This window comes from Enterobacter cloacae complex sp. ECL352, from assembly GCF_020149545.1.
In the GTDB taxonomy this organism is placed as follows: Bacteria; Pseudomonadota; Gammaproteobacteria; order Enterobacterales; family Enterobacteriaceae; genus Enterobacter; species Enterobacter asburiae_B.
In genome coordinates, this window is the sequence record NZ_CP083709.1 from 3,833,018 (window position 1) to 3,846,990 (window position 13,973).

Below are 13,973 nucleotides of genomic sequence, written 5' to 3' on the forward strand. Positions count from 1 at the left end.
AGCAAAACAGTTTCGGCGCATTGCCCAAGCGTCACGGTACAACCGAACAGGAAGCGCATTCGTAAAGGGGAGACAACAGGATAAACGTCAGGACGTTATCTGAAGCGAGGGTCCCAAACGGCGGCGGGGCAACAGGCAGAAGCTACTCTGCGGCATAATTATAACACCCTCACAAAAAATATGCGGAAAACATTTAGGCATTGGGCATAAAGAGCGTTCTCGGTATCCAGAAGTCGCGCGGGAGCTTCTCCTGACGGCAGGTATCGAGATGTTCGATGTACTGGCGTCGCGGGATTTCAACAGCACCCAGCGAGGCCGTGTGCTCGTTGAGCACCTGACAATCGATCAGGCGTCCACCGCGCTGGGCAAACGCCTCGCAGAAGACCAGCAGTGCGGTTTTCGAGGCGTTAACCGCACGAGAGAACATCGACTCGCCGCAAAATAGCGTGCCTTGCGCCACGCCGTACATGCCGCCGACGAGTGCTCCGCCTTCCCACACCTCGATGGAGTGGGCGTAGCCAAGCTCATGGAGCTGGTGGTAGGCAGTAATGATATCGCGGGTTATCCATGTCCCTTCATAGCGGTCTTCAGCGCAGCCTTCAATGACCTGACCAAAGGCGTGGTTGAGGGTGACGCGGTAGGGTGATTTCGCATGGAAACGCTTCATGCTGCGGCTCGCGTGAAACTGCGCTGGCCACAGCACGGCACGCGGATCGGGGGACCACCATAAAATCGGATCGCCGGGAGAAAACCAGGGGAATATACCGCGCTGGTACGCCATTAAAAGCCGTGCGGGACTGAGGTCACCACCAAGGGCCAGCAGCCCGTTGGGCTCACGCAGCGCCCCTTCCGGAGAAGGGAACGCGATGTTATGACGAGAAAGCTGGACCAGGCGCATGACAGCAAAACTCCAGTACGCGAGTAAGGACGCTACAAATATAGTCTACAGACGCTGTTTAAACTGGTAGTAGCGACCCTGTTTCGCCAACAGCTCTGCGTGACTACCTTGCTCAATAATGTGTCCGTTGTCCATCACAATTATCCGATCAAAACTCGCCAGTCCGCGCAGGCGGTGTGTGACCATCAGCACGGTTTTGCCGGTCATGACATTCGCCAGCAAATCAAGGATTTGGCTCTCGGTGGTGGCATCCAGCCCCTCGGTGGGTTCGTCGAGCAGCATCAGCGGCGCATCGTGCAGCAGCGCGCGCGCAATTGCCAGACGGCGCAGTTCACCGCCGGACAGCTGACGGCCGCCTTCGCCCAGCCAGCTGTTTAGCCCGTCGTCCTCAAGCAGTTTTTGCAGTCCGACCTGCTCCAGCACGGCGCGAAGCGCATCATCAGAGGCCTCTGGCGCGGCCAGCAGCAGGTTATCGCGCAGTGTGGCGCTAAACAGATGCACGCGCTGCGGAACGACGCTCACCGTCTTGCGCAGGGCCTGCTCGCTGAAATCAGTCAGCAACGTGTTATTAAAACGAATCTGGCCGCGCTGCGGATCCCAGGCGCGGGTCAGCAACTGCAGCAGCGTCGATTTACCGCAGCCGGTACGGCCGAGGATCGCCATCCGCTGTCCTGCATTAACAGAAAGGTTGATACCGTCCAGCGCGTTCTGCGCCTGTTTGTTATAGGCGAAGGTGACATCTTCAAGCGTCAGCGCAACCTGCTCTGGTACCGCGGTCTGCCCGGCACTGAACGTGACTTCAGGCTCCTGCTTGGCAATCTGCGTGATGCGCAGGGCAGAGGCGATCACCTGGCCCAGATGCTGGAAGGCGCCCGTTACCGGGGCCAGCGCCTCAAACGCCGCCAGCGCGCAGAAGACGAAAAGGGCAATAAGAGGACCCGGCTGTGAATTCCCCCCGACATCGCCGGAAGCCAGCCACAGCATGGCAATCACCGCCACGCCGCCGATTAACATCATCAGCGCCTGAGAGAAGGCCGTCAGCTCCGACTGGCGGCGCTGGGCCTCATGCCAGTTAAGCTCCGTACTTTCCATGCGGGCGCGATAGCGCTTGCTGGCGCCAAAAATCGTCAGCTCTGCCTGCCCCTGAAGCCAGGAGGTGAGCTGCTGGCGGTAGTCTCCGCGCAGGCGCGTCAGGTTTTCCCCGGTGGATTTCCCGGCGCGGTAAAACAGCGGCGGCAGAATGATGAGCGTCAGCAGCATGATCCCGCCCAGCGTCAGCGCAACGGAAACATCCAGAACAGACAGCCCCAGCGTGACCACCACAATCACCACAAACGCGCCCACGATCGGGGAAATCACGCGCAGGTACAGGTGATCCAGCGTGTCGACATCCGCAACGACACGGTTAAGTAACTCACCCTGACGAAAACGCGCCAGCCCGGCAGGGGAGAGGGGCAGCAATTTGCTGAAGGTGTAGATGCGCAGGTGCTGCAGCACGCGGAAAGTGGCGTCGTGGCTGACCAGGCGTTCGAAATAGCGACCGGCAGTACGGGTGATGGCGGTACCGCGAACACCGGCAGCCGGGAGCATATAGTTGAAGCTGTATAAACCGGCAAAGCCCGCGACGGCCGAGGCCGACAGGAACCAGCCGGAAAGCGTGAGCAGGCCAATGCTGGCGAGCAGCGTGACAATCGCCAGCACAATCCCCAGCGTCAGCATCCATTTGTGGCGTTTATAGAGCGCAAGATAAGGCAGCAGAGCACGCATCAGATGTCCTCCTGACGGTTCGCCAGCAGGGCGGCAAACGGTCCCTGGGCGGCAACGAGAGAGGCGTAATCGCCTTGCTCAACAATACGGCCGTTCTCCATGACCCAGATCTGGTCCCAGTCGGCAATCCCCTCCAGCTGATGGGTAACCATCAGGGTGGTTTGCTGCCGGGAGGCGGCGTTCAGGGCCTCCATTACGCGCTGTTCGCTGTGCGCGTCCAGGCTGGCGGCGGGCTCATCCAGCAGCATCAGCTGACAAGGATTCAACAACGCGCGGGCAACGGCCACGCGCTGCGCCTGTCCGACCGACAGCCCGGCGGACTGGTCGCCGACCACGGTATCTACACCTTGCGGGAGCAGGGGCAGAAACTCGCTGACCCAGGCGCGGTCGAGCACCGACTGCAGTTCATCTTCACGCGCGTCCGGGCGCGCCAGCAGAACGTTTTCACGCAGCGTTGAGGCTGGAAGCTGCGGGTTTTGTCCTACCCAACTGAGCTGTTTACGCCAGGCGTCTGGATCGAGGTTGCGCAGTTCGGTTTTGTTGATCCGCAGTGAACCCGTGTAGGTCATAAAGCCGGATAGCGCATTCAGCAGAGAACTTTTACCGGAACCGCTGGTGCCGACGAGCACCACCCGTTGTCCGGCAGGTAAGGTAAAGTTCAGCGGACCCGCGAGCACTTTGCCTTCGGGTGACAGAATAGAAAAGTCCTGCGCTTCAATGGTCACGGGATCTTTAGCATTCAGCGTCACGTCACCCCGCTCCGGGTGTGCCAGCGGCGTTTCCAGGAATGTTTTCAGGCTATCGGCTGCGCCAACCGCCTGCGCTTTGGCGTGATAGAAGGTCCCCAGATCGCGAAGCGGTTGGAAAAACTCCGGGGCCAGGATCAGCGCCAGGAACCCGGCAGAAAGGGTCACCGCCGTGCCGTAATGGCCGAAATCCAGCGCGCCAAGGTAGGAGAAGCCAAAGTAGACCGCCACGAGGGCAATCGACAGCGAGGTAAAGAATTCCAGAACGCCGGAAGATAAGAAGGCAAGGCGTAAAACTTCCATAGTGCGCTGACGGAAGTCCTGCGATGCCAGGCGAATATTTTCGGTTTCTGCTTCACCGCGGCCAAAAATGCGTAACGTCTCCATGCCTCGAAGACGATCGAGGAAATGACCGCTCAGGCGACCCAGTGCCAGGAAGTTACGGCGGTTGGCATCCGCTGCCCCCATGCCGACCAGCGACATGAACAGCGGGATCAGCGGGGCGGTGCCCATCAGAATCAGCGCAGCCATCCAGTTCACCGGGAAGATGGCGATCACGATCAGCAGCGGAACGAAGACGGCAAGGGCCATTTGCGGCAGATAGCGCGCATAGTAGTCGTGCATATCGTCAATCTGCTCAAGGATCAGCGTCGCCCAGCTACCGGCCGGTTTACCCTGGATCCACGCGGGCCCGGCTTCCTGAAGACGATCGAGCACCTGGCGGCGGATCTCGTAGCGGATGTGCTGTCCGGCGTGAAAACCGACGCGCTCACGCAGCCACACCACCCAGGCGCGCAGGATAAAAATCAGGATCAGGACAATAAAAGGCAGCAACAGCGCTTCGCGCGGGATGTTCTCCATGATCATATGATTAAGAATGCGGGCCAGCAGCCATGCCTGGGCAACAATCAACAGACCGCTAACGAACCCCAGGAGACGGGAAATCGTAAGCCAGCGGCGGGAAATAACGCTTTGCTGTTTCAGCCAGCGTGTTAACTCTTGTTGACGGGTTTTTTCCATTGCGTACTTTGCAGGTGACGTTATTAGAAATTGGGCAGCGCAATGTTACAACGGGGAGACAATAAAGGCGACTTATCGCCGCCTTTATTTACGTTTGTTACTGACTTGTAAAGATTATTTACCTTGTTCAGCCAGTCCATCGAGGTAGCGTTCAGCGTCCAGCGCGGCCATACAGCCGGTGCCAGCAGAGGTGATCGCCTGACGATAAATATGGTCCATTACGTCGCCAGCCGCGAACACGCCCGGGATGCTGGTCTGGGTCGCGTTACCGTGAATGCCGGACTGCACTTTGATGTAGCCGTTTTCCAGCTCCAGCTGACCGTCGAAGATCGCGGTGTTCGGGCTGTGACCGATCGCCACGAAAAGACCCGCCACTTCAAGCGTTTCGACGTTATCGGTGTTCTGGGTATCACGAATGCGCAGACCGGCAACGCCCATCTGGTCGCCCGTCACCTCTTCCAGGGTACGGTTGGTGTGCAGCACGATGTTGCCGCTGGCCACTTTATCCATCAGACGTTTGATCAGGATCTTCTCCGCGCGGAAGGTTTCGCGACGGTGGATCAAGTGCACTTCAGAGGCAATGTTCGCCAGGTAGAGCGCTTCTTCCACTGCGGTGTTGCCGCCGCCGATGACCGCGACTTTCTGATTACGGTAGAAGAAACCGTCACAGGTTGCGCAGGCAGAGACGCCGCGGCCTTTGAACGCTTCTTCAGATGGCAGGCCGAGGTAACGGGCAGAGGCGCCGGTGGCGATGATCAGCGCGTCACAGGTGTATTCGCCGCTGTCGCCCGTCAGGCGGAACGGACGGTTCTGCAGATCGACCTTATTGATGTGGTCGAACAGAATTTCAGTTTCGAATTTAGCGGCATGCTCGTGCATACGTTCCATCAGCAGCGGCCCGGTCAGGTCGTTCGGGTCCCCTGGCCAGTTTTCCACTTCGGTGGTGGTGGTCAGCTGACCGCCTTTTTCCATGCCGGTGATGAGTACCGGGTGCAGGTTAGCGCGTGCAGCATAGACCGCTGCGGTATATCCCGCAGGTCCAGAACCAAGGATTAGCAGCTTACTGTGTTTGGCCGTGCCCATGAGATCCCCATTGTTGTTGGCAGACATTTGGCTGGATTGTAGGGAATTTGTTGTCGTAAAAAAAGAGCGCAGCAATTTTGATATCAATCTGTGTAATAGCCACGGGCGATGAATGAGGCGCTATAACATCACGCTTTCGCCTGAAAACCGGTCGTTTGTAAGGCAATAAAATGAGGATTAATACCCTGCCGTAATGAATATCCGGCATGTTGTACTAAAAAACGATGTTTTGCTTTGACAATCCCCTGCGCTTTTGCGAAAACATTCAAGGAAGAAAAAAAACCGCGTTAACCGTATGCCGCATAGGCATGCACGTAAATGCCATTTTTACCGGGTCAGTGAAATCTACGCATGGCGTGGACAGACGCCATACGTGATGTCGGTGACTGCCTTAGGGCAACGGTCTTCTTACCAACAGAACCCGAATCCGCATCGCGTCTAATACAAAACCAGGCGATGTGATGACTAACGGGTACAGGCTCTGAACAGTGATGTGCACAGGGTCCAGGCAGGAGTAGGGAAGGAATACAGAGAGACAATAATAATGGTAGATAGCAAGAAGCGCCCTGGCAAAGATCTCGACCGTATCGATCGTAACATTCTTAATGAATTGCAAAAGGATGGGCGTATTTCCAACGTCGAGCTTTCAAAACGTGTGGGACTTTCCCCGACGCCGTGCCTTGAGCGTGTGCGCCGACTGGAAAGACAGGGTTTCATTCAGGGCTATACTGCTCTGCTGAACCCGCATTATCTGGATGCCTCACTTCTGGTATTTGTTGAGATTACTCTGAATCGTGGTGCGCCGGATGTGTTTGAGCAATTTAACGCCGCTGTACAAAAACTTGAAGAAATTCAAGAGTGTCATCTGGTGTCCGGTGATTTCGACTACCTGTTGAAAACCCGTGTGCCTGATATGTCCGCCTACCGTAAGCTGCTGGGGGAAACCCTGCTGCGTCTGCCAGGCGTGAACGACACCCGTACGTATGTGGTGATGGAAGAGGTCAAACAGAGCAATCGTCTGGTTATTAAGACGCGCTAACACGGAACAGGTGCAAAATCAGCGTAGTTTGATTACACTCCTGTTAATCCATACAGCAACAGTGCCGGGGAGTCCCGGCGCTGTTGTCCGTTTTAGCAAAAAGGCAGGATATGCCTGATACCTGGAGAGCCTTTTTTGAGCCAGGAATACACTGAAGACAAAGAAGTCACACTATCGAAGCTAAGCAGCGGACGTCGTCTCCTCGAGGCTTTGCTGATTGTTATTGCCCTTTTTGCCGTCTGGCTGATGGCAGCCTTACTCAGTTTCAACCCCTCAGATCCCAGCTGGTCACAAACTGCATGGCATGAGCCTATCCATAATTTAGGCGGTGTCCCCGGTGCCTGGCTTGCGGACACGCTGTTCTTCATTTTCGGTGTGATGGCCTACACCCTTCCCGTCATTATCATTGGCGGATGCTGGTTTGCGTGGCGTCATCGTCAGAACGATGATTACATCGACTATTTTGCCGTGTCGCTGCGCCTGATTGGCGCGCTGGCGCTGATCCTCACCTCGTGCGGGCTGGCGGCAATCAATGCGGATGATATCTGGTACTTCGCCTCTGGCGGAGTGATCGGCAGTTTACTCAGTTCTGCGCTGCAGCCGATGCTGCACAGCAGCGGCGGCACGCTGGCGCTGCTGTGCATCTGGGCGGCCGGGCTGACGCTGTTTACCGGCTGGTCCTGGGTGAGCATTGCTGAGAAGATCGGAAGTTTTATCCTCACCATTCTGACTTTCGCCAGCAACCGTACCCGCCGTGACGATACGTGGGTTGATGAAGACGAATACGAAGATGAAGAGGAAGATGACGCGCCTGTGCAGCGTCGCGAGTCTCGTCGTGCGCGTATTTTGCGCGGCGCGCTGGCGCGTCGCCAGCGTGTTGCTGAAAAATTTGCCAATCCGCTGGGTCGTAAAACCGATGCGGCGCTCTTCTCCGGTAAGCGCATGGATGAAGACGAGCAGGTGGCGTATCGCGCTGCGGGTGTCGCCGTCGATCCTGACGATGTGCTCTTCTCCGGCAGCCGGGCCACTCCGGGTGACTTCGACGAATACGATCCGCTGTTAAATGGCCATTCGGTTACCGAGCCGGTTGCAGCCGCCGCAGCCGCGACGACCGCTGCGCAGGCGTATGCCGCGCCTGTCGGGGCCGTGACGCCATCCGCGCCGGTTTCGCCGCCGGAATCCGTTATTCAGCAGCCTCAGGTTGACTGGCAGACTGCGCCAGGCGTTCACACGCCGGAGCCGGTTATCGCGCCTGAACCTGAAAGCTACATCCCTGTGCAGCAGGAGCAGTGGCAGCAGCCATATCAGCCGCCGCAGCCTGCATATGAACCGCAAGAGTCCCCGCACTATGAACAGCCTGTGGCCCAACCTTATCAGGAGTATGTGCCTGAACCGGTTGAACCTGTGCAGCCTTATGTAGAGCCGCAGCCTGAACCTGAAATCGTGGAAGAGGTAAAACCCTCTCGTCCGCCGATGTACTATTTTGAAGAAGTTGAAGAGCGTCGCGCGCGTGAACGCGAGCAGCTGGCGGCCTGGTACCAGCCTGTGCCTGAACCGGTGCAGGAGCCGGTGACGAAAGCGCCTTCTGTTTCCGTTCCACCGATCGACCCGACGCCTGCAGTCGCACCCGTAGCGGAAAGCGTGAAGCAGGCTACCGCGGCCGCTGCCGTGGCTGCACCTGTTTTTAGCCTGGCAACCAGTGGCGCGCCACGTCCTCAGGTGAAGGAGGGGATTGGTCCGCAACTGCCTCGCCCTAACCGCGTTCGCGTTCCAACCCGCCGTGAGCTTGCCTCTTATGGCATCAAGCTGCCTTCCCAGCGTATGGCGGAAGAGAAAGCGCGCGAGCCTGAGTACGAAGATGACGCCGATGAAATGCAGCAGGACGAGCTGGCCCGTCAGTTCGCCGCGCAGCAGAATCAACGCTACGGTGATGAATACCAGCACGATGAACCGGTGCTGGAAGACGAAGATGACGCGGCTGAAGCAGAACTGGCACGCCAGTTCGCCGCCACCCAGCAGCAGCGCTATTCCGGTGAACAACCGGCTGGTGCAAATCCGTTCTCGCTGTCTGATTTTGAATTCTCGCCGATGAAGGATTTGGTGGATGATGGCCCTAGCGAGCCTTTATTTACCCCGAGCGTGATGCCGGAAGCTGAGCCTGTGCGCCAGCAGCCAGCACCACAGGCCTATGCGCAGCCGCAGCAGCCTGTTCAACAGCCGTATGCGCAGCCGCATCAATCTGTTCAGCAACCGCAGCAGCCACCACAGCCGTCGCAGTTCCAGCAGCCTGCGCCTCAGCCGCAGGAAAGTCTGATTCACCCGCTGCTGATGCGTAACGGTGACAGCCGTCCGCTGCAGCGTCCAAGCACGCCGCTGCCGTCTCTGGATCTGTTAACGCCGCCGCCGTCAGAAGTGGAGCCGGTCGATACTTTCGCGCTGGAGCAGATGGCGCGTCTGGTTGAAGCGCGTCTGGCTGACTTCCGCATCAAAGCGGACGTGGTGAACTACTCGCCGGGTCCTGTGATCACCCGTTTTGAACTGAACCTGGCGCCCGGCGTTAAAGCCGCGCGTATTTCCAACCTGTCCCGCGACCTGGCGCGTTCTCTCTCGACCGTGGCGGTACGTGTGGTGGAAGTAATACCGGGCAAACCGTACGTTGGCCTTGAGCTGCCGAACAAGAAACGTCAGACCGTCTACCTGCGAGAAGTGCTGGATAACACCAAATTCCGCGATAACCCGTCCCCGCTGACCGTGGTGCTGGGTAAAGATATCGCTGGCGATCCGGTAGTCGCGGATCTCGCCAAAATGCCTCACCTGCTGGTAGCGGGTACCACCGGTTCCGGTAAGTCTGTCGGTGTGAACGCCATGATCCTCAGCATGCTCTATAAAGCGCAGCCGGAAGATGTGCGTTTCATTATGATCGACCCGAAAATGCTCGAACTGTCGGTCTACGAAGGCATCCCGCATCTGCTGACCGAAGTGGTCACCGATATGAAGGACGCCGCCAACGCCCTGCGCTGGAGCGTCAACGAGATGGAACGCCGCTACAAGCTGATGTCTGCGTTGGGCGTGCGTAACCTGGCCGGGTATAACGAGAAAATTGCCCAGGCTGTGCGCATGGGGCGTCCGATCCCGGATCCTTACTGGAAGCCGGGTGACAGCATGGATGCTCAGCATCCGGTGCTGGAAAAACTGCCTTATATCGTCGTGCTGGTTGATGAATTCGCTGACCTTATGATGACCGTCGGTAAGAAAGTAGAAGAGTTGATTGCCCGTCTGGCGCAGAAAGCGCGTGCGGCCGGTATTCACCTTGTGCTGGCGACCCAGCGTCCTTCCGTGGACGTTATCACTGGTCTTATCAAAGCGAACATCCCGACGCGTATCGCCTTTACCGTATCCAGTAAAATTGACTCCCGTACCATTCTTGACCAGGGCGGCGCAGAGTCGCTGCTGGGTATGGGTGACATGCTCTATTCAGGCCCGAACTCCACCTCTCCGGTGCGTGTCCACGGTGCGTTCGTCCGCGATGAGGAAGTTCACGCCGTCGTGCAGGACTGGAAAGCGCGCGGTCGTCCGCAATACGTTGACGGTATTACCAGCGACACGGAAAGCGAAGGCGGCGGCGGTGGCTTCGACGGCGGCGAAGAGCTGGATCCGTTATTCGATCAGGCGGTTAACTTCGTTACCGAAAAACGCAAAGCGTCCATCTCAGGCGTGCAGCGTCAGTTCCGCATCGGCTATAACCGCGCAGCGCGCATCATCGAGCAGATGGAAGCGCAGGGCATTGTGAGCGAGCAGGGGCATAACGGTAACCGCGAGGTGCTGGCGCCGCCGCCGTTTGATTAACCTTCAGCGATTGCAAAGAAGGGTAAATCAGCCAAAATTAAGCATTTTCTTCTGTCGCCTGCCTTCGGGCAGGTCCAGAATAGAAGACGGAAACCCCATATCGGGAAGACGTATTTTAAGGAATAACAATGAAAAAAATCGCCATCGCCTGTGCATTACTCACCAGTTTTGTCGCCAGCAGCGTCTGGGCTGATGCAGCCAGCGACCTTAAAAGCCGACTGGATAAAGTAAGCAGCTTCCACGCCAGCTTCACGCAAAAAGTGACTGACGGCAGCGGCAACGCGGTGCAGGAAGGTCAGGGAGATTTGTGGGTAAAACGCCCAAATCTGTTCAACTGGCACATGACCCAGCCGGATGAGAGCATCCTGGTGTCTGACGGCAAAACCTTATGGTTCTTCAACCCGTTCGTTGAGCAGGCAACGGCGACCTGGCTGAAAGATGCCACCAGCAATACGCCGTTTATGCTGATTGCCCGTAACCAGTCCAGCGACTGGCAGCAGTACAATATTAAACAGACGGGTGACGAGTTTGTCCTGACGCCGAAAGGCAGTAACGGCAACCTGAAGCAGTTCACCATTAACGTAAGCACCAACGGTACGATTAATCAGTTTGGCGCGGTTGAGCAGGACGATCAGCGCAGCAGCTACCAGCTTAAATCTCAGCAAAACGGCGCCGTTGATGCATCGAAATTCACCTTTACCCCGCCGCAGGGCGTAACGGTGGACGACCAACGCAATAAGTAAGAGGCGTGAGTGGGCAATCTGTCGCTCGATTTTTCAGATAACGCGTTTCAACCTCTGGCCGCCCGTATGCGGCCAGAAAATTTAGCGCAGTACATCGGCCAGCAACATCTGCTGGCTGCCGGTAAGCCATTGCCGCGCGCCATTGAGGCCGGGCATCTTCACTCCATGATCCTCTGGGGCCCCCCTGGCACCGGCAAGACTACGCTTGCAGAAGTTATCGCCCGCTATGCCAACGCGGACGTTGAACGTATCTCGGCGGTCACCTCCGGCGTGAAAGAGATCCGTGAGGCGATCGAGCGTGCGCGGCAGAACCGCAACGCCGGGCGGCGTACCATCCTCTTCGTGGACGAAGTCCACCGCTTCAACAAGAGCCAGCAGGATGCCTTCCTGCCGCATATTGAAGACGGCACGATCTTCTTCATCGGTGCGACCACCGAAAACCCATCGTTTGAACTGAACTCGGCGCTGCTTTCCCGCGCGCGCGTTTACCTGCTCAAATCGCTCACCACCGAGGATATCGAAAAGGTTCTAACCCAGGCGATGGACGACAAAGCGCGCGGCTACGGCGGGCAGGATATCGTTCTGCCTGACGACACGCGTCGTGCGATTGCCGAGTTGGTCAACGGTGATGCGCGGCGTGCGCTGAACACGCTGGAAATGATGGCCGATATGGCCGAAATCGACGATGCCGGGAAGCGGGTGCTGAAACCGGAACTGCTCACCGAGATTGCGGGGGAGCGCAGCGCGCGTTTCGATAACAAAGGCGACCGTTTTTACGACCTGATCTCGGCGCTGCATAAGTCCGTGCGCGGCAGCGCGCCGGATGCGGCGCTTTACTGGTACGCGCGCATTATCACTGCGGGCGGCGATCCTTTATATGTCGCGCGTCGCTGTCTGGCGATTGCGTCAGAAGATGTCGGCAATGCCGATCCTCGCGCCATGCAGGTTGCGCTGTCGGCCTGGGACTGCTTCACCCGCGTTGGACCTGCGGAAGGCGAACGTGCCATTGCGCAGGCGATTGTTTATCTGGCCTGCGCGCCGAAAAGCAATGCGGTTTATACCGCCTTTAAAGCGGCGATGTCCGACGCGCGTGAACGTCCGGACTACGATGTGCCGGTTCACCTGCGTAACGCGCCGACCAAACTGATGAAAGAGATGGGGTATGGGCAGGAGTATCGTTACGCTCATGATGAACCCAATGCCTACGCTGCCGGGGAGGAATATTTCCCGCAGGAGATGGCACAAACGCGCTATTATCACCCCACAAACAGAGGTCTTGAAGGCAAGATTGGTGAAAAGCTCACCTGGCTCGCCGGACAGGATCAAAATAGCCCTATAAAACGCTACCGTTAGTTCAATCGTTGCGGTAATGTTGGCAATGTATCCTTGTGGCCGCAGGCTGTGGTCACATTTTCCTATTTTAATTCGATAAGCACAGGATAAGCATGCTCGATCCCAATCTGCTGCGTAATGAGCCAGACGCAGTCGCTGAAAAACTGGCACGCCGGGGCTTTAAGCTGGATGTAGATAAGCTGCGCGCTCTCGAAGAGCGTCGTAAAGTTCTGCAGGTACAAACTGAAAATCTGCAGGCAGAGCGTAACTCTCGATCGAAATCCATCGGCCAGGCGAAAGCGCGCGGGGAAGATATTGAGCCATTACGCCTGGAAGTGAACAAACTGGGTGAAGAACTGGATCAGGCGAAAGCTGAGCTGGACGTTCTTCAGGCCGAGATTCGTGATATTGCCCTGGCTATCCCGAATATTCCTGACGACAGCGTGCCTGTCGGCAAAGATGAAAACGACAACGTTGAAGTGAAACGCTGGGGTACGCCTCGTGAGTTTGACTTCGAAGTGCGCGATCACGTGACGCTGGGCGAAATGCACGCGGGCCTGGACTTTGCGGCAGCGGTTAAGCTGACCGGCTCCCGTTTTGTGGTGATGAAAGGCCAGATTGCCCATCTGCACCGCGCGCTGGCGCAGTTCATGCTGGATCTGCACACCGAGCAGCATGGCTACAGCGAAACCTACGTGCCGTATCTGGTCAACCACGATACGCTGTACGGTACAGGCCAGCTGCCAAAATTTGCCGGCGATCTGTTCCATACCCGTCCGCTGGACGAGGAAGCAGACAGCAGCAACTACGCGCTGATCCCAACCGCTGAAGTGCCGCTGACTAACCTCGTGCGTGATGAGATCATCGATGAAGACGACCTGCCAATTAAGCTGACGGCACATTCACCGTGCTTCCGTTCTGAAGCAGGTTCTTACGGTCGCGACACGCGCGGTCTGATCCGTATGCACCAGTTCGACAAAGTTGAGATGGTGCAGATCGTCCGTCCTGAAGAGTCCATGGACGCGCTGGAAGAGATGACCGGCCACGCTGAGAAAGTGTTGGAGCTGCTGGGCCTGCCGTACCGTCGTATGGCCCTGTGCACCGGTGATATGGGCTTTGGCGCCTGCAAAACCTTCGATCTGGAAGTGTGGGTGCCTGCTCAGAACACCTATCGTGAGATCTCCTCCTGCTCTAACGTCTGGGATTTCCAGGCGCGTCGTATGCAGGCACGCTGCCGCAGCAAATCTGACAAGAAAACCCGTCTGGTGCATACCCTGAACGGTTCTGGTCTGGCTGTGGGCCGTACGCTGGTTGCCGTGCTGGAAAACTACCAGCAGGCAGACGGTCGTATTGAGATCCCTGAAGTGCTGCGTCCATACATGAAAGGCCAGCAGTACATCGGCTAATTCTTTGCCTCACAACAAAAAAGCGCCTTTGGGCGCTTTTTTATGCCTCTGAATTGACACGACGCAATACCCCCTCCCTCTAAAGTAGTAATA

The 13,973-nt window shown here is 57.3% G+C and carries 9 protein-coding genes; 5 read left to right on the forward strand and 4 right to left on the reverse strand.

From position 1 onward, the window contains the following. Window positions 1-193: 193 nt before the first annotated feature. From aat to trxB, 4 genes are all read right to left on the reverse strand, one after another. A complete protein-coding gene (gene aat / locus LBF07_RS18580; RefSeq protein WP_033145080.1) occupies window positions 194-898 on the reverse strand; it encodes a leucyl/phenylalanyl-tRNA--protein transferase in 705 nt (234 codons plus the stop codon). Window positions 899-943: 45 nt separating this feature from the next. Continuing rightward, window positions 944-2,665 carry a cysteine/glutathione ABC transporter ATP-binding protein/permease CydC gene (cydC, locus tag LBF07_RS18585; RefSeq protein WP_047061490.1) on the reverse strand — a complete coding sequence of 574 codons (1,722 nt, stop codon included), beginning with the start codon at window positions 2,663-2,665 and terminating at the stop codon, window positions 944-946. After that, window positions 2,665-4,431: a cysteine/glutathione ABC transporter permease/ATP-binding protein CydD gene (gene cydD, locus LBF07_RS18590; protein ID WP_094935405.1), complete on the reverse strand. Its 1,767-nt coding sequence runs from the start codon at window positions 4,429-4,431 to the stop codon at window positions 2,665-2,667. The genes cydC and cydD overlap by 1 nt, the downstream gene beginning before the upstream one ends. A 114-nt stretch (window positions 4,432-4,545) precedes the next feature. After that, a complete protein-coding gene (gene trxB, locus LBF07_RS18595) occupies window positions 4,546-5,514 on the reverse strand; it encodes a thioredoxin-disulfide reductase (RefSeq protein ID WP_032638969.1) in 969 nt (322 codons plus the stop codon). 544 nt (window positions 5,515-6,058) lie between these two features. Between trxB and lrp the strand changes: the two genes are divergently transcribed. The 5 genes from lrp to serS all read left to right on the forward strand — a co-directional run bounded on the left by lrp (window position 6,059) and on the right by serS (window position 13,880). Next, window positions 6,059-6,553, forward strand: coding sequence for a leucine-responsive transcriptional regulator Lrp (lrp, locus tag LBF07_RS18600; protein ID WP_000228469.1), 495 nt, complete (start codon window positions 6,059-6,061; stop codon window positions 6,551-6,553). A 135-nt stretch (window positions 6,554-6,688) separates the two neighbouring features. Continuing rightward, a complete protein-coding gene (locus LBF07_RS18605; RefSeq protein WP_094935406.1) occupies window positions 6,689-10,399 on the forward strand; it encodes a DNA translocase FtsK 4TM domain-containing protein in 3,711 nt (1,236 codons plus the stop codon). Between the two features lie 128 nt (window positions 10,400-10,527). After that, the gene (gene lolA / locus LBF07_RS18610) at window positions 10,528-11,142 is read left to right on the forward strand and encodes an outer membrane lipoprotein chaperone LolA (RefSeq protein WP_023310983.1); all 615 of its coding nucleotides are present in this window, start codon (window positions 10,528-10,530) and stop codon (window positions 11,140-11,142) included. A gap of 9 nt (window positions 11,143-11,151) precedes the next feature. Next, complete coding sequence (gene rarA / locus LBF07_RS18615) at window positions 11,152-12,495, forward strand: replication-associated recombination protein RarA (protein ID WP_033145084.1); 1,344 nt, start codon at window positions 11,152-11,154, stop codon at window positions 12,493-12,495. A 92-nt stretch (window positions 12,496-12,587) separates the two neighbouring features. After that, complete coding sequence (gene serS / locus LBF07_RS18620; RefSeq protein ID WP_008499983.1) at window positions 12,588-13,880, forward strand: serine--tRNA ligase; 1,293 nt, start codon at window positions 12,588-12,590, stop codon at window positions 13,878-13,880. The last annotated feature ends 93 nt before the right edge of the window (window positions 13,881-13,973 follow it).

Coding starts and splice junctions, on each gene's coding strand:
- cydC (WP_047061490.1), bottom strand. CDS start 2,665: ATGCGTGCTCTGCTGCCTTATCTTGCGCTCTATAAACGCCACAAATGG.
- serS (WP_008499983.1), top strand. CDS start 12,588: ATGCTCGATCCCAATCTGCTGCGTAATGAGCCAGACGCAGTCGCTGAA.
- lolA (WP_023310983.1), top strand. CDS start 10,528: ATGAAAAAAATCGCCATCGCCTGTGCATTACTCACCAGTTTTGTCGCC.
- lrp (WP_000228469.1), top strand. CDS start 6,059: ATGGTAGATAGCAAGAAGCGCCCTGGCAAAGATCTCGACCGTATCGAT.
- cydD (WP_094935405.1), bottom strand. CDS start 4,431: ATGGAAAAAACCCGTCAACAAGAGTTAACACGCTGGCTGAAACAGCAA.
- aat (WP_033145080.1), bottom strand. CDS start 898: ATGCGCCTGGTCCAGCTTTCTCGTCATAACATCGCGTTCCCTTCTCCG.
- trxB (WP_032638969.1), bottom strand. CDS start 5,514: ATGGGCACGGCCAAACACAGTAAGCTGCTAATCCTTGGTTCTGGACCT.